This is a genomic window from Idiomarina sp. T82-3, from assembly GCF_001577655.1.
GTDB classification, from domain to species: Bacteria; Pseudomonadota; Gammaproteobacteria; order Enterobacterales; family Alteromonadaceae; genus Idiomarina; species Idiomarina baltica.
The window spans coordinates 127,812-151,395 of record NZ_LSBQ01000001.1 but is presented as its reverse complement, the minus strand read 5'-3'; the positions used below and the strand labels follow the sequence as shown (position 1 = coordinate 151,395).

15 protein-coding genes and 1 riboswitch are annotated in these 23,584 nt (G+C 47.9%); of the genes, 13 read left to right on the top strand and 2 right to left on the bottom strand.

The genetic code is table 11. From position 1 onward, the window contains the following. Positions 1-8 precede the first annotated feature (8 nt). The 11 genes from aceF to AWU56_RS00600 all read left to right on the top strand — a co-directional run bounded on the left by aceF (position 9) and on the right by AWU56_RS00600 (position 15,608). The gene (gene aceF / locus AWU56_RS00650) at positions 9-1,754 is read left to right on the top strand and encodes a dihydrolipoyllysine-residue acetyltransferase (RefSeq protein ID WP_286681487.1); all 1,746 of its coding nucleotides are present in this window, start codon (positions 9-11) and stop codon (positions 1,752-1,754) included. Positions 1,755-1,865: 111 nt separating this feature from the next. Continuing rightward, the gene (lpdA, locus tag AWU56_RS00645; protein ID WP_071463103.1) at positions 1,866-3,293 is read left to right on the top strand and encodes a dihydrolipoyl dehydrogenase; all 1,428 of its coding nucleotides are present in this window, start codon (positions 1,866-1,868) and stop codon (positions 3,291-3,293) included. 145 nt (positions 3,294-3,438) lie between these two features. After that, positions 3,439-5,523, top strand: coding sequence for a M13 family metallopeptidase (locus AWU56_RS00640; RefSeq protein WP_006956737.1), 2,085 nt, complete (start codon positions 3,439-3,441; stop codon positions 5,521-5,523). 57 nt (positions 5,524-5,580) lie between these two features. Continuing rightward, positions 5,581-5,895: a hypothetical protein gene (locus AWU56_RS00635; RefSeq protein WP_286681486.1), complete on the top strand. Its 315-nt coding sequence runs from the start codon at positions 5,581-5,583 to the stop codon at positions 5,893-5,895. Positions 5,896-5,941: 46 nt separating this feature from the next. Then, positions 5,942-7,177: an efflux RND transporter periplasmic adaptor subunit gene (locus tag AWU56_RS00630; RefSeq protein ID WP_006956734.1), complete on the top strand. Its 1,236-nt coding sequence runs from the start codon at positions 5,942-5,944 to the stop codon at positions 7,175-7,177. After that, positions 7,170-10,283 (top strand): efflux RND transporter permease subunit, encoded by a 3,114-nt coding sequence (locus AWU56_RS00625; protein ID WP_286681485.1) that lies wholly within the window; start codon positions 7,170-7,172, stop codon positions 10,281-10,283. Before AWU56_RS00630 ends, AWU56_RS00625 begins: the two co-directional genes overlap by 8 nt. A 166-nt stretch (positions 10,284-10,449) precedes the next feature. Beyond that, positions 10,450-10,536, top strand: a riboswitch (cyclic di-GMP riboswitch). A gap of 17 nt (positions 10,537-10,553) precedes the next feature. Continuing rightward, a complete protein-coding gene (locus AWU56_RS00620) occupies positions 10,554-11,057 on the top strand; it encodes a Csu type fimbrial protein (RefSeq protein ID WP_006956728.1) in 504 nt (167 codons plus the stop codon). Between the two features lie 73 nt (positions 11,058-11,130). Continuing rightward, positions 11,131-11,835: a fimbria/pilus periplasmic chaperone gene (locus AWU56_RS00615; RefSeq protein ID WP_286681484.1), complete on the top strand. Its 705-nt coding sequence runs from the start codon at positions 11,131-11,133 to the stop codon at positions 11,833-11,835. Next, complete coding sequence (locus tag AWU56_RS00610; RefSeq protein WP_286681483.1) at positions 11,804-14,188, top strand: fimbria/pilus outer membrane usher protein; 2,385 nt, start codon at positions 11,804-11,806, stop codon at positions 14,186-14,188. Before AWU56_RS00615 ends, AWU56_RS00610 begins: the two co-directional genes overlap by 32 nt. After that, positions 14,185-15,054, top strand: a complete 870-nt coding sequence (locus tag AWU56_RS00605; protein WP_286681482.1) for a hypothetical protein — start codon at positions 14,185-14,187, stop codon at positions 15,052-15,054. The genes AWU56_RS00610 and AWU56_RS00605 overlap by 4 nt, the downstream gene beginning before the upstream one ends. 8 nt (positions 15,055-15,062) lie before the next feature. Further along, positions 15,063-15,608 (top strand): prepilin-type N-terminal cleavage/methylation domain-containing protein, encoded by a 546-nt coding sequence (locus AWU56_RS00600; RefSeq protein ID WP_286681481.1) that lies wholly within the window; start codon positions 15,063-15,065, stop codon positions 15,606-15,608. 68 nt (positions 15,609-15,676) lie between these two features. On the opposite strand, the gene AWU56_RS00595 is transcribed toward AWU56_RS00600, so the two are convergent. Beyond that, positions 15,677-18,265 (bottom strand): bifunctional aconitate hydratase 2/2-methylisocitrate dehydratase, encoded by a 2,589-nt coding sequence (locus AWU56_RS00595; RefSeq protein WP_286681547.1) that lies wholly within the window; start codon positions 18,263-18,265, stop codon positions 15,677-15,679. 142 nt (positions 18,266-18,407) lie between these two features. Further along, positions 18,408-19,304, bottom strand: a complete 897-nt coding sequence (locus tag AWU56_RS00590; protein WP_286681480.1) for a LysR family transcriptional regulator — start codon at positions 19,302-19,304, stop codon at positions 18,408-18,410. Between the two features lie 113 nt (positions 19,305-19,417). Between AWU56_RS00590 and AWU56_RS00585 the strand changes: the two genes are divergently transcribed. Continuing rightward, on the top strand, positions 19,418-20,491 hold the full coding sequence (locus tag AWU56_RS00585) for an efflux RND transporter periplasmic adaptor subunit (protein WP_286681479.1): 1,074 nt from the start codon (positions 19,418-19,420) through the stop codon (positions 20,489-20,491). Continuing rightward, on the top strand, positions 20,491-23,550 hold the full coding sequence (locus AWU56_RS00580) for an efflux RND transporter permease subunit (RefSeq protein ID WP_272978586.1): 3,060 nt from the start codon (positions 20,491-20,493) through the stop codon (positions 23,548-23,550). The genes AWU56_RS00585 and AWU56_RS00580 overlap by 1 nt, the downstream gene beginning before the upstream one ends. The last annotated feature ends 34 nt before the right edge of the window (positions 23,551-23,584 follow it).

The following is a 23,584-nucleotide window of genomic DNA, read 5'->3' as shown; positions in this document are numbered from 1 at the left end:
GTATTGATATGGCGGATAAGATTGAACTCAAAGTCCCCGACGTGGGCGGAGAAGAAGTCGAAGTCATTGAGATCCTCGTCAGCGCAGGCGACACCATCGAGAAAGAAGATGGTGTTGTCACAGTCGAGAGTGACAAAGCTTCTATGGATATTCCCGCCTCTGAGGGCGGGAAAATCGTCGAGTTAAAAGTAAAAGAAGGCGACACCATTAAAGAAGGTGACGTCCTCGCTATCATCGAAGCGGCGAGTGATGACAGCGCCGATGAAGAAGCGGACGACAGCGATGATGACAAAGCCGAAGATACGGCTGAAGAATCCTCTTCTGACGGCTCATCTTCTGACGCTTCGGACGACGATGACGATGCACAGGATGACCAGCAGCAGGAAGCAGCCAGTGGTGGCGAGAGCGAAGTCATTGACGTAGAAGTCCCTGATATTGGCGATGAAGAAGATGTCGAAATTATCGAGATCTTGGTCAACAAAGGTGATTCGGTCGAAAAAGAAGATGGCTTGATTACCTTAGAAACTGACAAAGCCACCATGGATGTGCCATGCCCCGAAGATGGCGAAGTGGAAGAAATGCTGGTCAAAGTCGGCGATAAAGTATCGCAAGGTTCTAAGATCGCGAAGTTGAAAGTCACGCGCAGTGGCGGTAGTTCGAGCTCAACCAAAGACGAGTCTAAATCAGCATCGAAATCCGAAGATAAGGCTGAGCAAGCACCCTCGAAGTCTGAGAGCGACGACAAAGAGTCCGCTAAGTCGAACTCTACGCCGACCAGCGAACGTCAGCCGCCTGTGCCGGATCATCCGACCGAGCGTAAAGATGGTTCACCGATTCATGCATCACCGGCCGTGCGTCGTGTTGCACGTGAATTCGGCGTCGACCTATCGCAAGTCAAAGGGACTGGGCCTAAGAGCCGTATCCTCAAAGAAGATGTGCAAGAGTACGTTAAGTACGAGTTGTCACGTCCGAAGGCAGTCGCTGGACAAACGTCCCAAGGCGGTGGTGGTCTGCAAGTAATTGATGGACCTAAAGTCGACTTCAGCAAATTCGGTGAAGTGGAAGAAGTTCAGTTATCGCGCATTCAGCGCAAGTCAGGTCCTAACCTGCATCGTAACTGGGTGACTATCCCACACGTGACGCAGTTTGATGAAGCGGATATCACTGAACTTGAGCGGTTCCGTAAATCGGAAAACGAAGTCGCTAAGAAGCAAGACCTGGGCTTTAAGATCACGCCATTGGTCTTCATCATGAAGGCCTGTGCGAAAGCATTGCGTGAATTCCCGAATTTCAACTCATCGTTGTCAGAGTCGGGTGAAGCCTTAATCATGAAGAAATACGTGCACATCGGTATTGCGGTGGACACGCCGAACGGTCTCGTTGTACCGGTCATCCGTGATGTCGATAAGAAAGGCATTTACGAGCTGTCAGAAGAGCTTGTTGATGTCAGTGCGCGTGCGCGTGACGGCAAGTTGAAAGCAGCCGATATGCAAGGCGGGTGTTTCTCAATCTCAAGCTTAGGTGGTATCGGTGGTACAGCCTTCACACCTATCGTTAATGCACCAGAAGTGGCTATCTTAGGCGTATCGCGTAATGAGATGAAGCCGAAGTGGAACGGTAAAGAGTTTGAACCTAAACTCATGTTGCCATTGTGTCTGTCTTACGATCACCGCGTGATCGATGGTGCAGATGCAGCGCGTTTCACAGCGTATTTGAGCCAAGTTTTAGGTGATATTCGTAAATTGGTGCTTTAAGCACCAATTTTACCGAGAAATACGATCTAAATGGCGTTACAATAACCGCACATTTAGCGTTGACGGACCTCGGTGGGTAGCTCAACCCGCCGTGAATAACAAGGGGTTATCATGAGCGACAAAATTAAAGCACAGGTAGTAGTGTTAGGTTCTGGCCCAGGTGGCTATTCAGCAGCATTCCGTGCCGCTGACCTTGGTTTAGAAACGGTTCTAGTTGAACGTTACAGCACCTTAGGGGGTGTTTGTTTGAACGTAGGCTGTATCCCTTCAAAAGCTTTGTTGCATTTAGCAAAGCACATTGAAGATGCCAAAGTATTGGCGAACGAGGGCGTCGAATTTGGCGAGCCTAAAATCGATTTAGACAAGATCCGTAAGCACAAAGAAAAAGTCGTGGGTCAATTGACTGGCGGTTTAGGTCAAATGTCTAAAATGCGTAAAGTGAAAGTCGTCAACGGTTACGGCAAATTCACGAGCAGCAACACTTTGAATGTAGAAGGTGAAGACGGCAACACCGAGATTGAGTTTGAAAACGCAATCATCGCAGCCGGTTCACAACCTATCAAATTGCCTTTCATCCCACATGATGATGAGCGTATTTGGGACTCTACCGATGCACTGGAGCTGAAAGAAATCCCTGAAAAAATGCTTCTTCTAGGTGGTGGTATCATCGCTCTAGAAATGGGCCAGGTATACAGCTCGCTGGGTTCTAAAGTTGATGTTGTTGAAATGACGGACCAATTGGTACCGCCTGCTGATGCAGACATCATGAAGAGCTTCAACAAGCAAGTGAAAGGACGTTTTGAAAACGTCATGCTAAGCACTAAAGCGACTAAAGTTGAAGCGAAGAAAGACGGTATCTACGTGACCTTTGAAGGCAAAGGTGCACCAGAGAAACCCGTTAAATATGACGTGGTATTGACCGCAGTCGGCCGTGCGCCGAATGGTAAGAAGATCGACGCTGATAAAGCGGGCGTTAAAGTCACCGAGCAAGGCTTCATCGAAGTGGACAGCCAAATGCGTACTAACGTGGACAACATCTTCGCGATCGGCGATATCGTTGGTCAGCCGATGTTAGCGCACAAAGCCGTTCACGAGTCGCACGTAGCGGCCGAAGTGATTGCAGGCAAGAAACACTTCTTCGAGCCGAAGGTAATTCCTTCGATCATGTATACCGATCCAGAAGTAGCATGGGCCGGTGTAACAGAGAAAGAAGCGAAAGAAAAAGGTATCGAATACGAGGCAGTAACCTTCCCATGGTCTGCATCAGGTCGTGCTATCGCCTCAAATGCTCAGCAAGGTATGACTAAGCTTATCTTTGATAAGAACAACCGTATCATCGGTGGTGCAATGTGTGGTTCTAACGCAGGTGAGTTGTTAGGCGAAGTTTGCTTAGCGATCGAAATGGGTTGTGATGCAGAAGATATCGCATTAACCGTTCATGCTCACCCAACCTTACATGAATCAGTTGGCTTAGCTGCTGAAATTCAAGAAGGTTCAATCACTGATATGCCTAACCCGAAAGCGAAAAAGAAAAAGTAACTTTTCGTTTACGGTAAATTATCAGCAAAACGGCAACATTCATCGCGAATGTTGCCGTTTTTCTTTACTTGTCGCCTAATTTTGCGCTAATTTGTTCGAACTTGTAGATATGAGTCGACAAAAACTAAATAACAGGTGACAACCAATGAATAAATTAACTACCGTTGCTCTGAGTGTCTCTATGGCACTTGCTTTAGGCGCATGTTCGCCGCAACAAGAAGCGCAATCGGAACAGTCTAGCCAACAGAAGCCCGCAGCCGAGAAACAACAAGAACAGCAATTAAGCTCGGGTATCGTGCTAGAGAACTTTGATAAAAGCGCGCGTCCTCAAGATGACCTAAATCAGTACGTCAATGGCGCGTGGATGGAAAAAACCGAAATTCCTGACGATCGCTCGTCCGTCGGTTCTTTCTTTGACTTGCGTGAACGCAACCAAGAGCGTCTACACAATATTATTGAGAAATCAGCCAACATGAATGCGGCTGCAGGCACTAACGAACGTAAAGTGGGTGATTTCTTCAACGCGTATATGGACGTTGAGACGTTGAATGAGCTCGGTGCCAAGCCAATCCAGTCGGATCTTGAGTCGATCAACGCGCTTGATAGCTACGAGTCCGTTGCTGAATACTTCGCACACATGAGCCGCATGAGCACGTCAATTCCGTTCGGCTTCTACGTTTATCCGGATGCAAAAGACCCACAAACTAACGCGATGTATGTATCGCAAAGTGGTCTTGGCTTGCCGGATCGTGAGTACTACTTAAGCGACGAAGACAAATTTAAAGAGTTCCGTACCGCGTATGTTGAGTACATCAGCGATGTGATGGAAATGGCTGGCGTTGACAATGCAAAAGCGGCGGCGGAACGTGTGCTAGAGCTGGAAACAAAATTAGCCGAAGCACAGTGGACGCGTGTTGAAAGCCGTAACGCTGACAAAACTTACAACAAAATGACGGCAAGCGAAGTCGATGAATTGCTTGGTAGCTTTGACTTTGCGCGTTATTTGAAAGCCGCTGACTTGAACGATGTCGACAACATGATTGTCAGTCAACCATCGTATTTCGAGAAACTCGGTGAGATGTTCACGGATGTCGATCTGCAGACGTGGAAGGACTATTTATCGTTTAAAGTGATCAACGATGCCGCTTCAATCTTAAGTGAAGACTTCTCCGATCGCCGTTTTGCATTCTATGGTACTACGTTACGTGGCATTCCAGAGCAAGAGCCGCGCTGGAAGCGTGGCGTGGATGCGACTAACAGCGTGTTAGGCGAAGTGTTAGGGCAGGTATACGTCAAAGAATACTTCCCGCCCGAAGCTAAAGAGAAGATGGAAGGCTTGATTGAAAACTTGCGTGCTGCTTACGCAGATTCAATCCAAGGCTTAGATTGGATGACCGACGAAACTAAAGAAAAAGCGTTGGAAAAGCTCGCCAAGTTCGATCCAAAAGTAGGCTATCCAAACGAGTGGCGTGACTACTCAGATTTAGATATTTCTTCGACTGACCTCGTTGGTAACTACAAAGCGTACGCTGAGTTCAATTACAACGAAGAAATCGAGAAAATCGGCGGTCCAGTCGATGAAGAAGACTGGGGCATGACACCACAAACGGTTAACGCTTATTACAGCCCGGTGCGTAACGAGATCGTTTTCCCAGCGGGTATCTTGCAGCCTCCATTCTTTGATATGAATGCTGAGATGGCTGTTAACTATGGCGGCATCGGTGCCGTTATCGGCCACGAAATGGGCCATGGTTTTGATGACCAAGGGTCTAAATATGATGGTGAAGGTAACTTGAACAGCTGGTGGACTGATGCCGACCGTGAAGCCTTTGATAAACGGGGTAAAGCATTGTCAGCGCAGTACAGCGCTTATGAGCCTATCGAAGGTGTGAACATCAACGGTGATCTGACGCTGGGTGAAAACATTGGTGACCTTGCAGGATTAACTATCGCATATAAAGCTTACATGAAATCGCTCGACGGCGAACAAGCGCCTGTGATGGATGGCTTTACAGGTCCTCAGCGTGTATTCATCGGCTGGGCACAAGTATGGCGTGGCAAGTATCGTGAAGATGCGATTCGTCAACAAGTGTTGAGCGATCCGCATTCGCCGGCCGAATACCGTGTAAACGGAACTGTCGTCAACGTACCTGCGTTCTATGAAGCCTTTGACGTGAAGCCTGGTGATGAGCTTTACGTGGCACCAGAGAACCGTGTTACCATTTGGTAATAACTTGAGGATAGGTAGTCGTATACAGTTATGAGAACTATCGTATTGTTGCTATGTATGGCTCTGACAATCGTGAGTGGGGTATTACCCGCTACTCACGCTCAAGCCATGCCGATGACAACAGCGATGACGCATCATGATTGCTGCGACTCTGGTGACGCTCAGCCTAGTGCTGAGCGTCACGCATCTTCATCCGACTGTGAGCAGGACACACACGCCTGCGATAATTGCACACAGCATTGTTTCGCGCATGCGGGACTTCTTTCTATCTCTTCCAATATTCAAGTAACCGCTTACCAAGGTGTTTTTGCAGCACCCATCGCCCAGTTACTTGATGCCTCCGAAGGTATTCTGCGCCCACCTAAGGCTTAACCAACTTTAAATAAAATAGCGTTGGTTTTTTTAATTAGGTGGAAACATGAATACTCGTATTTTATGGATCGTTTTGATCCTATTAACCCCGTTTGTCTCTGCACAAGAGCCGGTTTATGTGTGCCCAATGCACAGTGAAGTCACTCAACACGAACCAGGTAAGTGTCCTATTTGTGGCATGGATTTGGTGCTAAAGGAAAGCCAAAGCATGGATATGAATATGAACCATGCCAAGCAAAGTCCGATAACATCGCCATTATTTGAAATACCCGCCGCTCAACAGCAGGCGATTGGCGTGACAACGACTTCGGTGACCCGAAAGTCGCTTCAACCTGAACTGAGTGTGCAAGGGAAACTGCAATGGGCTGAAAATGAACAGATTCATATTCATCCACGCGCGAAAGGATGGGTTGAGAAGCTGTATGTGGACGTCGAGGGAGAGGCTGTTAATAAAGGCGACCCGCTTTATCAAGTCTATGCGCCAGATTTAGTTGTCGCTCAAGATGACTATTTGCAGTTACTTGATTCTCTGCAACAAGTTGGCTCAGCTGAAAAGCAAACGAGTTTTAAAAACCGTGGTCGCAAGCGGCTCAAATTACTCGGTATGACCGACGAACAAATTGAACGATTAGAGCGAACAAAAGAAACGCGCTACACGGTTGATTACTTTGCACCTCAGTCGGGTTTTGTGAGTGCGCTCAATATTCAAGAAGGTATGTATATCGTGCCAGAACAGTCAGTTATGACCATCAGTGGTGAACAGTCACTTTGGCTCATGCTTGATATACCACAGCGGTATAGTGCGCTGATTAAGTCGGGGCAGATGGTGCATATCGCTTCAAACACTGTGCAAGGTCACTGGATGGGGCATGTTGATTACGTTTATCCAGAGATAGACGAGGCATCACAAACGCTTCGCGCCCGAGTGCCGCTCAGCGTATCAAGTGACACCCTCGCGGTCGGTAGTTGGTTAAATGCTCATGTTGAGCTACCAAAACTTCCCGCAACGCTGGTGGTGCCTGTCTCAAGCTTGATTCAAGTTGCTAAGCAAAACCGAGTTGTGGTTAAAAGCAGTGACCATGAATTCACTGTAAGGGCGGTGAAAGTCGGTCAAATGGTGGGTGATGAAGTCCAGATATTAAGTGGACTCGAAGCGGGAGAAGAGGTGGTCACTAATGGCCAGTTCATGCTCGACTCTGAGGCGTCTTTAAGGGGCCTGTTGCCCGAGCAGTCAGCAGTGATGCCGATGAATCAGCATCAGCATGGAGGCGCGCATGATTAACTTTCTGATAGGACTCAGTTTACGACATCGTTGGCTTGTGCTGTTACTCGCCGCGGCGATAGCACTCGTCAGTCTTCAATCGTTACGCGATACGCAACTCGATGCGATTCCCGATCTATCGGACGTCCAGGTTGTCGTGAAGACCAGCTACCCAGGTCAAGCCCCTGCGGTGGTTGAAGAGCAAGTAACGTACCCCTTGTCGAGTACTTTATTGTCCGTCCCTAACACGAAGTCAGTGCGTGGCTTTTCATTTTTCGGCGACTCATATATTTATATCGTATTTGAGGAGGGCACAGACCCCTACTGGGCACGAAGTCGAGTACTCGAGTATTTGAATCAGGCACAGGCACAGTTGCCAACAGGAGTTCAACCGATGCTGGGACCGGATGCGTCCGGTGTCGGCTGGATTTATCAATATGCACTGGTGGACCGAACAAATACGCATGACTTAGGCGAGTTAACGCGAATCCAAAACTGGTACTTAAAGCAAGGATTGCAGAGTGTTAAAGGTGTAGCTGAGGTAGCCCGAGTGGGGGGGATGGTTGAGACATACCAAGTGGTCGTTGATCCGACGCAACTGCAACGCTATCAAATCAGCCTAGGGGATGTCACAGCAGCGATTCGAAATGCTAATTCAGAGGTCGGTGGCTCAGTTATTGAAATGGCTGAGGCCGAATACATGGTGCGTGGATTCGGTTACTTACAATCTATCGAAGATTTTCAGAGGCTACCGATTGGCCCAGCTTCCTCAAATGATGGTGTTGTTACCTTAGGGGACGTTGCACATATTCGAGTGGGACCTGAATTACGAAGAGGCGTGGCCGATTTAGGTGGGCAGGGTGAAGTGGTGGGGGGCATTATTGTTATGCGCTATGACAGTAATGCGTTAAAGACGATTAACCGCGTAAAGGCTCAATTAAAACAGCTTGCTCAAGGTCTTCCCGAAGGCATCGAGGTCGTAACGACCTATGACCGCTCTGAATTAATCAATGCATCAGTTGATAACCTCAGTAGCAAGCTCATTGAAGAGATGGCGTTTGTCGCCGTGATCTGCTTTATCTTCTTGTTGCATGCTCGCTCGACGCTTGTCGCCGTGATCAGTTTACCGTTATCGGTGTTGATTGCCATTTGGATTATGAACCTGATGGGAATTACAGCGAATATAATGAGTTTGGGTGGTATTGCGATAGCCATTGGTGCTCTAGTCGATGCGGCTATTGTAATGATTGAAAATGCGCATAAACATTTGCAATTATTTACCGACAAGCAACAGCGACAACCTGATTCGTCTGAACGTCAGAAAGTGATACTCGATGCGTGTCGCGAAGTGGGTGGCTCACTGTTCTTTTCGTTGCTCATTATTACCGTTAGTTTTCTTCCTATATTCGCGTTACAAGGGCAGCAAGGGCGCTTATTTGAACCATTGGCATATACTAAAACGCTTGCGATGGCGTGTGCAGCGCTGTTATCGATCACTTTGATTCCAGTGCTCATCGTTTTTTTAATACGCGGTAAAATCCCATCAGAGGAAGGTAATTTTATTACTCGCGTATTAGTTTGGTTCTATCGACCTGCGCTTAATATGTCATTGAAGTGGCCTAAAGTAACGGTGTTACTTGCCATCGCTATCACTGCAAGCGCGGTCTATCCTTGGCAAAAATTAGGCTATGAACTGATGCCTCCCTTATATGAAGGGGATTTAATGTATATGCCGACGACGATGCCTGGCATTAGCGTCGAAGAGGCGTCTGAACTGTTACAGCAGACGGATAAATTGATAGCTCAACACCCTCAAGTTGAGCGAGTATTCGGTAAGATTGGCAGAGCGGATACAGCAACTGATCCGGCTCCTCTTACGATGATTGAGACAAGCATAACCTTAACTCCCGAATCGGAATGGCCCGCGGGAAAGACCATTGAGGATATTAAAGCTGAACTTGACCAGTACGTACAAATTCCAGGCGTAACTAATGCTTGGGTCATGCCGATTAGAACTCGTATAGAAATGCTAGCAACGGGGGTGAAAACACCTTTGGCGATTAAAGTCAGCGGCTCTGATCCGAGCCAGCTACAGCATATTGCGACGCAAATCGAAAACCAGCTGAAGCAGCATCCTGCAACAGGCTCTGTCATAGCCGAACGTGCGCAGTCTGGTCGATATGTCGAAATTTCGCCCAAATTAAAGGAAGCGGCTCGCTATGGGGTTTCGCAAAATGAGCTACAACAACTTATTTCGCAAGCGATAGGGGGGCAGCAAATAGCAACATCTATTCAGGGTGATCAACGGTTCCCGATCAATATTCGTTATCCACGTGCGACACGGGATCACATTGAAAAGCTTAAACAACTTCCTTTTTTCAGTGAGTCTGGTCGTTGGTTAGTGTTGAGTGATATCGCAGATATTCAGCTGACCGCAGGTCCTGCCGTGCTAAAAAGTGAGAACGCACGGCTCAGCAGCTGGATTTTTATTGAGCCGAAGGCGGGCGTGACGACTTCGGAGTTGATTGAAAAAACGACACCTTCTCTTCAATCATTGTCGCTCGCTGACGGTTACAGCTGGAACTGGACAGGGCAATTTGAAGCGATGCAACAGGTTGAGCGAGACTTGCAACTAATCATTCCAATTACATTGGTACTCATTCTTTGCCTGCTTTACGGCGCTTTTAACTCGCTATCGCAAGCGTTAGTTGTTATCGCGACCCTACCTTTGGCGCTAGCAGGTAGCCTTTGGTTTATTTATTTACTCGATTACCAATTATCATTAGCTGTAATTGTCGGAATGATTGCTTTAGCGGGGGTCGCTGCAGAATTTGGTATTGTCATGTTGCTTTACCTTAACCAAGCCTGGAAAGCCCGTAATAACGATGCTTCGCAATTGCTACAGGCAATACTGGATGGGGCGTTAAAACGCGTCCGCCCGAAAGCGATGACAGTATCTACAATCATTGTGGGATTATTACCTATCATGCTTGGAGCCGGTATTGGTAATGACGTTATGCAACGCATTGCCGCTCCGATGGTGGGTGGGATGGTATTGGCGCCGTTGGTGTCGATGGTATTAATCCCAGTTGTATTTTTGGTGTTAAATCGACGTCAAAAAAGGTAGTTAATCAGCGAACCGTTGTTGGCAGATGTGCGGTATTTACAAAATGCTTACAAAATAAACTATTAACAAACAATGGTTTAACAATCGATTGCAATAAAACGTTGCAATCGTTATGGCAAATACTAAAACGCTCATCTATTATTTTTTTCGACTCAAGTGGGTTGCCACTTGAGTCGGCCAAACCCTCCGTGAGGCGGGGACGGAAAGCTTCGGGTCTTCTAAAAATAAAAACGAAGATAGCCGGGTTGCGGAACTTAGGAATTTCGCAAAATGAAAACTTCAGTAAAAACCCTCTTAGTTGCTAGTCTATTCACCACCACCGCAGCAGTCGCTGAACAAATGGATTTAAGCAACACCGATACCACGTCATTTACTGTCAACGGTACCGTTGAGAAAGTCTGTAAAGTGGATAACAGCAGTGGTCCATCAAAAACTATCGCTCTCGACGGCGTTGCTACAGCTGGCTTTGGTGTTGGTTTCTGGTGTAATACTTCTGCAATGCCTACCATCACCTACAGCTCACAAAACGGTGGTGTGTTGGCACTAAACAACGATCCACAAGCCGGCTTCATTCCATACACTATGGATCATGGTTCAGCAGTGGGGGTTTCTCTCACCTCACCTTATTCAATGACTGGCAACGGAAACATGGTCGGTAACAACACCAATGGTGACCTCCATCGCCGTACCTTGAAGGTCTCTCCTGCACCTACAGGTTATGAGCGCGCCGGTGACTATAGTGACACGATCACTGTCACTGTGACTCCGAACTAATTGAGTTTTTCCATATAAGCCATCGCTTTAGGGCGATGGCTTAATTTTCCCGAATAATCTCATGAGTTCAGCCATGTTAAAAAAAGCAATGTTGTGGCTGCTAGTACTGGTTGCTGTGCTGGTAGATGCCTACGAAGTGGAGCCGATGATCGCTGAAATCCAGGCGACCAGCGGTCATAACCGTGTGACTTATCGCGTCGCAAATCCGAGCGACACCACCTTGCCGCTTGAAGTTGAAGTGTACAAACGAAGCTTCGATGACAACCAAGTTGAACAGTTAGTCGAAACCGATGACATTATCGTACTGCCACCGCAGATTGAAGTGGGCGCCCAGTCCTATCAAGTTTTTCGAGCGCAATTTATTGGTGACCCACGTTTAGCTGAGACGCAGTCTTACCGAATTGTGTTTAAGCAATTGCCGCTAAAAAGTGAACCCGATGGCCAACCTGAAATTAACATGGTGTTTAATTTCGCTACACTGCTATTCGTCAATCCTCAACAGGGGGTTGAGGACCTACAACAGAAACTCGAGTGTAATGATGCCGAGATAGGTTGTCAGTTAGTGCTTACTAACAATGGTAACCAAGTGGTTAATCTTAATGGCAGTCAATTGATTATAGATTCAGGTAATGAGCATGCTGTTGAATGGACAATGTATCGCGAGTTACTACCCGTTTCCTATTTAATGCCATCGCATACCATTCGATTAGCTTTGGCGTCGCTTAATGAGCAAGGACGAGTCCAAGATGCGCGCATTGAATTGGCTGATGATCGTTAGTGCGTCTGCTTCGGCTTATGCATTACCTGCTCAATCTCAACAGTATGCCATTGACCTGCCGGTCAGTTATAACGAACGTGATATCAAGGATATTGCAGCGACCATTCAAGCGGGTCAAGTCGTTGCTGTCGTGAAACAGTCATTGCTGAGCTCAATGGGCCGTATGCTGAATGACGACACCATGCATTGGGTAGAGGCTTATCCTGACAGTTTAATCCCCATCACTGCACTGCAAGATCGTGGGATTTTCATCGACTTTTCACCGCAAAATATGAGTCTAACGGCAAAGTTAGCGGGTAGTGCTCTGCGTCCAACTGAGTTAAATTACGGTACTGCGGATTATGTCGTAATCCCCGATAGCACTGCGACTATTGCGAGCTTAAATCGATTTAACCTACTGACGGAGACTGTCGACTCAGACACGCGCTACGCCCTAGAATGGCTCGGTTCGGCAAACGTCGGTGGATACGATGGTGTGAACGCGCGTTGGTCTGCCTTTGCCGATCGAAACGATGAGGGCAATAACGAGTTCTATCGTGGAGAAGTCACACTATTTCACGATAACCCTCAATTGCCATTGCGCTATGAACTCGGCGATTTGACTACCTTTACGAGTGGGCATGTCAGCGGTCTCAATATGGGGGGTATTGGTGTTTCGCGCGCCTACCGTGAGCTTCAACCGCGTCGTGAAATCAGTCCAGGCAACAGTCAGCAGTTCTATCTACCGTCGAGCGCCGATGTTGAGATCCAAGTCAACGGCTTTACCGTCTTACGACAACAATTTAATCCAGGTCGTTATGAGTTAAATGATCTGCCCTTCACAGCAGGCGCCAATGAAGTGCTCGTCGTTGCGACTTTTGAGGACGGCTCCACACAGACATTTCGCTTTGACAACTTTTACAGCGGCGCATTGTTACGCAAAGGTCTTTCAGATTTCTCTTTTCAGCTCGGCTATGCATCGGAATTTGAAGAGTTTTCATATGACTATGGGGATGAACTGACATTCTCTGGCTATTACGATTACGGTTTCTCGGATAGTTTCACTGCCGGTGTGAACCTCGAACTTAGTAGTTTGGGCCATATTGTGGGCACGACGGTCTCCTATGGCTTTGATATCGGTGTCATTACATTGCGTGGCTCACAATCTAAGTTGGATGAATTTAATGGTTATGCAGCGTCTGTGGATGTCGGGTTCTCAGTCTGGGGAAGTGGTTATAATAGCTCGCCTAACCTGCGCTTCAGTTTTGAGAAAAGAGTTGAGTTTGCCCCCACAGTCGCCACGCAGCCACTGACGTTATTTGATGACCGTCGAGTAACGGCAGACTATACTTATTTCTTCAATGATGAATTTGATTTAACCGCCAGTGTGTCGCGCTACGAAGCGGTCGATGGCACAACAATTAACACGGATTCGCTTCGATTCAGTTGGCGTCGTCGCGGCTGGTTACTGAGTGCCGAATATTATCGCAGTAACTTTGTCGATCCATTAACGCAGCAGCAAGATGGCGTGTTTTTGAGCGTTTCATGGAATAGTTATGATTCACGTAGTCAGTTGCGTACGAGGGTTGAATACGATCACCGTAGAGAACAGGCGCAAGCGAGCTTTGGTCGCATTAACCGCAACCGTGTGGGCAACTATGGCTACGAAATCTATGGTATCGATAATCCACAACTACGGGATATTCGCGCCAGCGGTAGTTATACCGGTAACCGCATACGCGGCGAACTGACGGCGTCAAAACTAGAACTCGAGTCGGGCGCTCGTTTTGACATCTATCGAACCTCATTGAGTACAACGCTCGGTTTTGCTGATGGAAGCCTTGGCATGTCGAGTATTGTTGATGCTCCATTCGCGCTGATTAAAAAGCATAAGACACTCGCCGATAGTGATGTCGAGATTAATCCAGATTATTTGGGTGAAATTGAGGCTCGCGCGGGAGAGCATTTAGCAGGATTAGTGACATTAGGCGCGCCGTTTAGTGAAACCAGCCTTGTCGTTAATGTACCTAATGCACCGCTCGGTTATAACTGGGGCCCAGGATTGTATGACTCAAGTGGTGGTAGTGTGACTGGACGCGTCATTACTGTGGGTTCGGATGCCGCTTATTTAGTCTTGGGTTATATCCAAGATGAGTCGGGTCAGCCACTCAGCTTGGAGCGCGGCGAATTGATTGGAAATGGATTGGTGTTGGATGTATTTACCAATCGCAGGGGCCGTTTTGCGGTCGAGGGCATTGCGCCAGGTACTTACCAGTTAGTGATAGGTAAGTATCAAGCAAAAGTAAACTTTAAAGCAGCGGAAGAAAATTTAATTGACGCGGGGGGTATTACCGTAAGCGAGGTGCAACCATGATCAGGTTCATAATCGTACTTATTTTTCTGGGATCAGCTGTGGCACAAGCTGATAGTCGTTACCCACACCAGTGTACGGGTGACTTTGATGTGCAAGTTAATCAATACAACTCGGTAAGGTTTGACGATGAAATTTTACTACCCATAAAAGTGCAGGCATTTCGAGAAGGACGTCCTTGTATCGATAGTTTGATTTTTAGCGCTGTGGATAACGGACCTTTTAAACTCATCGGTGAAGGAGGTGTACAACTCGACGCCACCTTATTGAACACTAACCGCAAGCCTTTGCCCGTGCGTACGGTCGATGGACGTCGTTCTTGGATTGTTGATTACAATGGTCATCAGCATTTAAACCTATGGTTACGTATTGACGCGCACCGCGTGATCACGGCAGGCGCCTACGCCGCTGCCCTGGTGGTTCAATCAAAGGATGGTCATCGTACATTAATGGACAAAGTGGTCGATCTTGGGTTTTACATGCCTGCCGTTGTCAGTATTGAAGTCGCTCGGTCGCACAGTGATTCGGTGCGCGGTCATGGCGGCCACTACCAAGTAGATTTAGGCAGCCTTAATGACGGGCCGCGTGCCGATTGGCGATTAAAAGTGTTTAGTAACAGTCTTTACGACGTATCGATTTATTCGGAGGACCGTGCGTTAGTACATCAGCAAGACAGTAGCAGTCGTATTGCGTATGAGATCCTTTTTGATGGCAACCGTTTTCCCGCGACCACCACCTACCAACGCAGCTACCAGCAAAGTTACTCAGGCAAGCGACGTTTTGATATGGGTATCGTCGTGGATGATGTGAAGTATCAACGCGCGGGTCGGTATCAGGATACCGTTTATGTGACCGTAACAGCAAGGTAGGATCCCTTTTGAGTAAACAGACGTTAAATGCAGGTTTTACCCTGATTGAGTTGATTATTGTTATTGTGGTCATTGGTGTCTTAGCGGTGACGGCGGCGCCTAAGTTTTTTGACTTTGGTACCGCAGCACGGACCAATGCGGTTAAGTCGATGTCGGGTACCTTGACGGAAGCCTCCAAACATATTGATGCTGCGTTGCAGCTACCTAACCGCGTTATATACGTGAATGGCAGTCCGTGGTTAGATGTTAATGGTGACGGCATTATTGAAGCCGATGCCACGTCAGACCAAGAGAATCCGCGTAATAATGTCAGCCGTGACATCAAGCTAATAAAAAATGACGTGGGTCAATTGGGGCCTGATAACTTTGAGGTGGCAAAAATGGTAAGTTTCTCAGAGGATGTCATTATTGAAGTCGGTGAACGTCATCAAACCTATATTGGTTTTGATCGTGATGATGACGGTGAGATAGCCGATGACAACTGTCGCGTTTACTTTACCCAACCGATTAATTCACGCGGCACATTTGTCGCAAATAAAACTGACGGCTGTTAATTGATCATTAAAAAAGCCTCGCAGCAAAACTGCGAGGCTTTTTACTTTGATTTAATCAGGCGCTGCGATTAAGCAACGTTGATAGTCGGGATAATGTTCTCTTTCGCTGCTTTTTCAGCGTCACGGAACGCATCCATTTGGTCAAAGTTTAGATACTTATAAACTTCGCCAGCCATCGCATTAATATCCTGCGCGTACTCGAGGTACTCTTCTGGTGTCGGTAAACGACCCACGATAGCACCGACTGCTGCAAGTTCTGCAGAAGTAAGGTAAACGTTTGCGCCATCACCTAAACGGTTAGGGAAGTTACGCGTTGAGGTCGATAACACTGTTGAGTTTGGCTCCACACGTGCTTGGTTACCCATGCACAGTGAACAACCCGGCATCTCAGTACGAACGCCATTACGTTCGTAAATGTCGTAGTAACCTTCAGTCTCAAGCTGAGCCTTATCCATTTTCGTTGGCGGCGCAATCCATAAGCGCGTGTTCAACGGATCTGAGTTCTTCTCAAGCAACTTACCGGCTGCACGGAAGTGACCGATATTGGTCATACAAGAACCGATGAAGACTTCGTCAACTTTATCGCCAGCGACTTCACTCAAGAATTTAGCGTCGTCAGGGTCGTTCGGACAACAAACGATAGGCTCTTTGATTTCATCAAGGTCGATTTCAATCACTTCTGCGTATTCAGCGTCTTTATCTGCACGCATTAACGACGGGTTCTCAAGCCATTCTTCCATCTTACGCGCACGGCGTTCAAGTGTACGTGCATCACCATAGCCTTCGTTGATCATCCAACGCAACATAGTGATGTTTGAGCGTAAGTACTCACCCACTGACTCTTCTGAAAGGTTGATAGTACAACCTGCCGCTGAACGCTCTGCAGAAGCGTCTGACAATTCGAACGCTTGCTCAACAGTTAGATGCTCAAGGCCTTCAATTTCTAAGATACGACCCGAGAATGCGTTTTTCTTACCGCGTTTCTCGACTGTTAACAAACCGTCTTTAATCGCAAACGCTGGGATCGCATGAACAAGATCACGTAATGTGATACCTGGCTGCATCTTACCTTTAAAACGCACCAATACAGACTCAGGCATATCCAGTGGCATAACGCCCGTTGCTGCAGCGAAAGCGACCAAACCAGAACCCGCAGGGAAAGAAATACCCAGAGGGAAACGAGTATGAGAGTCACCGCCAGTACCTACTGTGTCTGGTAATAACATACGGTTTAACCAGCTGTGGATGATACCGTCGCCTGGGCGCAGTGATACACCGCCACGGTTCATGATGAAGTCTGGCAACGTGTGCTGAGTCTCAACATCAACCGGTTTAGGGTACGCAGAGGTGTGACAGAATGACTGCATGACCAAGTCAGAGTTAAAGCCAAGGCACGCTAAGTCTTTGAGTTCGTCACGGGTCATTGGACCGGTGGTATCCTGTGAACCTACGGTTGCCATTTGCGGCTCACAGTAAGTACCTGGGCGTACGCCCTCCATACCGCATGCTTTACCGACCAGTTTCTGAGCAAGGCTGTAGCCCTTACCACTGTCTTGTGGTTGCTCAGGCGTTAAGAATAAATCGCTTGCGCCTAAGCCCAATGATTCACGCGCTTTTGCAGTCAAACCACGACCGATGATCAAGTTGATACGGCCACCTGCACGCACTTCGTCTAGGATAACGCGCGATGCGTAATCATATTCAGCGATCACTTCGCCCGTTTCGTTTTTGATTTTGCCTTCGTATGGGAAGATGCTGATCACATCGCCCATGTTCATTTTCTCAACGTCGGCCTCAAATACTAATGCGCCCGCGTCCTTCATCGTGTTAAAGAAGATAGGTGCAACTTTACCGCCGATACAGATACCGCCTGCACGCTTGTTTGGCGTACCTGGCATATCTTCACCGATGTTCCACAGTACAGAGTTAGTCGCTGACTTACGTGAAGAGCCAGTACCCACAACATCGCCTACGAATGCAACGGGGTGACCTTTCTTCTTAAGTTCTTCAATTTGCTCGCCGGCATTGGTGATGCCTTCACGCGGCATTTTGTACATCGCCTTAGCGTGCAAAGGAATGTCAGGACGTGACCATGCATCCGGTGCAGGTGATAAATCATCGGTGTTGGTCTCACCCGTTACTTTAAATACAGTCGCTTTGATTTCGTCCGCCATCTTGTCACGGCTAGTGAACCACTCACCTTCAGCCCATGATTCAACGACTTCTTTTGCAAGCGCGTTGCCTGCTTTCATTTTTTCTTCAACGTCGTGGAAGGCGTCGAACATCAAGATGGTGTGCTTAAGCTCTTCAGCCGCAAGACGACCTAATTCAGCGTCATCTAACAACGCGACTAAAGTCTCGATGTTATAGCCACCGTGCATGTTGCCCAACAATTTAACGGCTTGTTCTTTACTGATAACAGGGCTTTCGACGTCGCCTTTAACAACTGCGCTCAAGAAGCCTGCTTTCACATAAGCCGCTTCATCGACGCCTGGAGGTACACGCTCTGAAAGGAGCTCGACTAAAAACGCTTCTTCACCCGCGGGTGGGTTTTTTAGCAGCTCAACTAAATCTGCAACTTGTTCAGCCGTTAATGGCTTCGGAGGGATGCCCTCAGCGGCACGCTCTTCAACGTGCTGACGATATTCTTTTAGCACTCCAGTTACCTCTTGTGTGTTTGCATGAGAAATAATGACTTCACTAGTGGCGGGCATTATACGCATTTTCCCGCTAATTCACACGGCACGCGGCTATAAATCAGACAATGTAGGGTATAAATACTATGAATAACAGAAGGTTTTAGCTATCAACGGTCTTTTCGGCAAATGCTTGCCAAATGGCCTCAGCCGCAGGACCCGGACTGCGTATTGCCGAACGTATAATGTGTACTTCTAAATTGACCCGTTGCACGAACCCCGGAATTTCGATTTGTACCAACTCGCCACTGGCCAAATAAGGTGCGGCCATGTGCATAGGAATCGCCCCCCAACCTAGACCAGCAACGAGCATATCTCGTTGTGTCGCCACGTCACTGGTTTGAATACGTCGCTGACTCGGGAGTTTGAGGATAGCGTCGACATTAATACCGACTTCGAGTACTTGCGGCACCAACATCGGTAGCCCCAACAGTTGCTGCCGATTATCAGGCACACCGCCATTTTCTTTGCCAAGTTGACTATGCATTACAACGACAAGTTGAAAAGGGCTCACTTTGAGTGTCTCAAATTCGCCGTACTGTCGAAACAACGGCAGCCAAGGACAAATCGCGAGATCGGCTTCACCCTGATTAATGCGTCGCAAGGCTCGTAGTTGCGATTCGCCTTCAAAGCGTAATTCGGTGGCGGGAAATTCGCTTTGTACTAAGGTTATGGCATCGAACCAATAACGCGCATCGCAGGTGTGGTCAAAACAAAGCGTTAAATGGGGTTCAGCGCCGGTGCGCAAACGACTGGATAACGTATCCAAGCGCTCATGCTGGCGCAAGACTTCTTCAGCTTGTCGTAAAAACTGTTGACCGTGCGCTGTCAGTTGCAGACGGTAACCGTCCCGATTAAATAGTGCAAAGCCAGCCTCTTGCTCGAGCTTTTTGAGTGCCATACTAATGGCTGACTGGCTACGGTGCAGTTGCTGAGCACTTTTTTGAAGCGAGCCCGAAGCGGCGACGCTCGCCATCATTTTAAGATGCAGTATATTCATTAAAATTGAAGTAGTTAAAAAGATTTTTTCAATATAACTAAATTAAATTTAACGCTAAACTAAGCGATAAGCAAAGTTTTTCCTATTAACTTGCGCCCAATGGGAGTTCCAAAATGAATCGAATGATTGGCTGCATCACGCTATGCACGGCGTTTTTGTTAACAGCATGTTCCGAACCTGCATCCAGCAACGTCTCGGCAGAGAAGCCACCTCGCCCAGTGCGGATCGTCACGGTGCAAGATGCCGGCGGGGAACAACTACGCCAATTTCCAGCCGTCGTTGAAGCCGCCGAAGTGGCACAGTTGACCTTTCGTGTTGCGGGTGAGGTCAAGGAGCTACCAGTAAGGGCGGGCGCCCAGGTCAAAAAAGGCGACCTCATTGCTCGCCTTGACCCGACGGACTACCGTCTGGCGATGGAACAAGCAAAAGCGCAATTCGACTTGGCGTCGTCACAGTATCAACGCAACAAGAAGCTGGTTGCGCAGGGGCTGATGTCCGAGGCGCAGTTCGATCAAATTGAGTCGCAGCTGGCTGTTGCCCGAGCGAATTATGAAACCACCAAGGCTAACTTAGGCTATACCGAGCTACGCGCACCTTTTGATGGTGTAATAGCTCAACGACCTGTTGAGCGCTACGAAAATGTTCAAGCAAAGCAACCCATTGCGACTTTGCAAATAGCCAACGCAGTGGATGTTTCTATCCAAGTGCCGGAAAATCTCTTTGCGCAAGTGAATAAAAACCTTAATTATGAGCCGACGGTAGTATTTGATGCTGCGCCACAAAAACGCTTTGTCGGTCATTTGAAAGAGTGGGACTCCCAGGCAGATCCCGCTACCAACACCTATGAGGTCGTGTTTACCTTACCTCGCCCCGATGAATTGAATATTCTGCCAGGCATGACTGCAACGGTTATTGTCGATTTACGGCAAGTTATGCGCGGCACTCTGGAAGGCGTGTTAGTGCCTTCGACCGCCGTGTTTGATGAGCAAGATAACCAACATTATGTATGGGTCGTCGATGCGCAAATGCAAGTCGAAAAGCGAAGCGTCGAAGTCGGGAACATGACCAACGAGGGTCTACTCGTCACTGATGGGCTCGCAGCGGGTGAGCGTATCGTCAGCGCGGGTGTATACCAACTACAGCCGCAGCAGCAAGTGCGTGAATGGCAGCGTGAGCGGGGGCTGTAATGAATATAGCTCAATACAGTATGGAGCGAAAAACCAGTAGTTGGCTGTTGCTTATTGTTCTACTGGTTGGGGGCATTGTCAGTTTATTACAGCTTGGGCGACTTGAAGACCCCAAGTTTACTATTAAGCAAGCCATGGTAATCACCGCCTACCCAGGCTCATCGGCACAACAAGTCGAAGAAGAGGTTACTTACCCACTTGAAAATGCCATCCAGTCGCTCAGTTACGTCGATAATATTCGCTCGATCTCGAAGCCCGGCCTGTCGCAAATAACCGTTGAAATGAAGTCCACTTATCGCGCTGATGATCTAGAGCAAATTTGGGATGAATTGCGCCGTAAAATCAATGACAGCGCGCGTAATTTACCGCCAGGAACACAACAACCGATCATTCGTGACGATTTCGCTGATGTTTATGGTGTGCTGCTCGCCATTACCGGTGACGGTTATGATTATCAAGACATCGAATATTACGCAGACTTCCTACGTCGTGAATTGGTGCTGGTGGAGGGCGTCGGCAAAGTGATCGCCAGTGGCGAACAGCAAGAGCAGGTGATTGTTGAAGTATCACGGTCTAAGCTCTCAAATGTTGGTATTCCCACGAGTCGTATCGCTAACTTGCTAACCACACAAAATACCGTGGCCGATGCTGGGCGAGTCACGGTAGACGAGGAGCGTTTTCGGATTGCCACAACAGGTGAATTTGAATCCGTGGAAGAGCTTGCTAATTTGGTGATTAGTAATCCGGGAGCCGAGCAACGGATTTACTTACGTGACGTCGCACAGATTTACCGTGATACCAAAGAAATTCCCAGTCATATTGTACGCTTCAATGGACAGCCCTCAATTTGGCTAGGCGTCTCATTTGCAGATAATGTCAACGTGGTTGACGTAGGACAGCGTATTAACCAACGTTTGGACGAGTTGAGCTATGCTCAACCCGTGGGCATGAGCGTGGAGCGTATTTACGACCAGCCACACGAGGTCGAAAACTCGGTCGATAATTTCTTGATGAATTTGGTCGAAGCCGTAGTCATTGTGATTATCGCTCTTTTACTGAGTATGGGCTTTCGCAGTGGGATTCTCATTGGTGGCGTGCTGCTATTAACCGTATTGGGCACGTTCATCTTCATGAATATTTTTGATATCAACCTCCAGCGGGTGTCACTAGGAGCGCTCATCATTGCGCTGGGTATGCTGGTGGATAACGCCATTGTTATTGCCGATGGTATGATGGTCGGTATGCAACGCGGACAAACCAAGCTTAAAGCCGCGGTGACCGTGGTTCGCCAGAATCAATGGCCACTGCTCGGTGCCACCGTGATTGGCATTATCGCCTTTGCACCTATCGGGTTATCTTCTGATGCGACGGGGGAATTTGCCGGAAGCCTGTTTTGGGTGTTGTTGATTTCGTTACTACTCAGTTGGATAACCGCGCTGACACTTATTCCATTCTTAGCCGACCGAATGTATAAAGAGGGGGATAAATTGGCGGCGGATGGTGATGATGTGTATGGTCATCCGGTGTTTAAAGGTTATCGACGTGTATTATCGTGGTGCTTGCAGCATCGTTTGCTGACCATGTTAGCGATGCTGGCGCTCTTGGTCACTTCGGCGGTGGGCTTCAAACAAGTTAAACAGGCATTTTTTCCACCGTCGACGACGCCCATGTTTTACGTCGACCTTTGGTATCCAGAAGGCACTGACATTCGTTTTACGTCTCAGGATGCAAGACGTGCTGAGCAATACTTATTGGCGCAACCAGAAGTCGCCTCAGTTGCGACCACCGTTGGTCAGGGAGCGCCGCGCTTTACCCTGACTTACTTGGTCGAAAAGTCTTACGAAAGTTACGCGCAGTTGATCGTAAGGGTCGCTGACAAAGACACCATGATGAATGTCATGGCAGAGACACGTCAGTATTTAAGAGAACATCACCCTCAGGTCGAAGATAAACTCATACGTGTCAATATTGGTCCAGCAACGCCCGCTAAGATAGAAGCGCGCATCAGCGGTCCTGATCCGGAGGTCTTACGCAAACTGGCTCAGCAAGCTGAGACAATTTTACGCGACGATCCTGGGGCGATGAATATTCGTCATGATTGGCGCCAAAAGACCAAGTTGCTTCGACCGCAATTTGATGAAGCGGCCGCGCGTCGTTTGGGTATTACTAAACAAGATGTAGACCATTTACTCAAAACCAATTTTGAAGGTCGCACCGTTGGCATTTATCGCGACGGAACTGATTTATTACCGATTATCTCGCGCGCGCCGGCGCAAGAGCGAGTTGACTTGGATAACTGGCGCGAATTGCAAATATACAGTCCTGTGCTTGATCGCTACTTACCGCTAGGACAAGTGGTTCAAGATATTAATGTGGTCTGGGAAAACGCCCTGATTATGCGTCGTGATAGAAAACGGACGCTGACAGTGATGGCCGATCACGACGTGCTCGGTAACGAAACGGCGGCGGCTGTATTTGCGCGAGTAAAACCCAAAGTTGAACAGATGGAACTACCACTCGGTTACTCTATCGAGTGGGGCGGTGAGCATGAGGCATCCAATAAAGCGCAGAAAGCACTATTTGGTTCTTTACCACTCGGATTTCTCGCGATGTTCATTATTACCGTATTGTTGTTCAATTCGATCCGTCTAGCGACTGTGTTGTGGACTACAGTGCCCTTATCGATTGTGGGTGTCACCTTAGGCTTGTTAGTGCTGAATATGCCTTTCGGGTTTATGGCACTGTTAGGTTTTCTCAGTCTTTCCGGCATGCTAATCAAAAACGGTGTGGTATTACTTGAGCAGGTAAATGTTGAGCTTGAGGAGGGTAAGCCTGCGTATCAAGCTTTAGTGGATGCTTCGGTCAGTCGTGTAAGACCGGTATTTATGGCCGCTGCAACCACGATATTAGGCATGTTACCGCTATTACTGGATGACTTCTTTGCGAGTATGGCGACGGTCATTATGTTTGGTTTAGGTTTTGCAACGGTACTGACATTGTTTGTCGTCCCAGTGATGTATGCCGTTGTGCAGCGAGTTAAAACACCTAAATCATCGTAGTCGATAACATCGGCTCATAAAAAAGGCTTGCCGT

Coding starts and splice junctions, on each gene's coding strand:
- AWU56_RS00615 (WP_286681484.1), top strand. CDS start 11,131: ATGTTAAAAAAAGCAATGTTGTGGCTGCTAGTACTGGTTGCTGTGCTG.
- AWU56_RS00620 (WP_006956728.1), top strand. CDS start 10,554: ATGAAAACTTCAGTAAAAACCCTCTTAGTTGCTAGTCTATTCACCACC.
- aceF (WP_286681487.1), top strand. CDS start 9: ATGGCGGATAAGATTGAACTCAAAGTCCCCGACGTGGGCGGAGAAGAA.
- AWU56_RS00590 (WP_286681480.1), bottom strand. CDS start 19,304: ATGAATATACTGCATCTTAAAATGATGGCGAGCGTCGCCGCTTCGGGC.
- lpdA (WP_071463103.1), top strand. CDS start 1,866: ATGAGCGACAAAATTAAAGCACAGGTAGTAGTGTTAGGTTCTGGCCCA.
- AWU56_RS00635 (WP_286681486.1), top strand. CDS start 5,581: ATGGCTCTGACAATCGTGAGTGGGGTATTACCCGCTACTCACGCTCAA.
- AWU56_RS00630 (WP_006956734.1), top strand. CDS start 5,942: ATGAATACTCGTATTTTATGGATCGTTTTGATCCTATTAACCCCGTTT.
- AWU56_RS00585 (WP_286681479.1), top strand. CDS start 19,418: ATGAATCGAATGATTGGCTGCATCACGCTATGCACGGCGTTTTTGTTA.
- AWU56_RS00625 (WP_286681485.1), top strand. CDS start 7,170: ATGATTAACTTTCTGATAGGACTCAGTTTACGACATCGTTGGCTTGTG.
- AWU56_RS00605 (WP_286681482.1), top strand. CDS start 14,185: ATGATCAGGTTCATAATCGTACTTATTTTTCTGGGATCAGCTGTGGCA.
- AWU56_RS00610 (WP_286681483.1), top strand. CDS start 11,804: ATGCGCGCATTGAATTGGCTGATGATCGTTAGTGCGTCTGCTTCGGCT.
- AWU56_RS00580 (WP_272978586.1), top strand. CDS start 20,491: ATGAATATAGCTCAATACAGTATGGAGCGAAAAACCAGTAGTTGGCTG.
- AWU56_RS00640 (WP_006956737.1), top strand. CDS start 3,439: ATGAATAAATTAACTACCGTTGCTCTGAGTGTCTCTATGGCACTTGCT.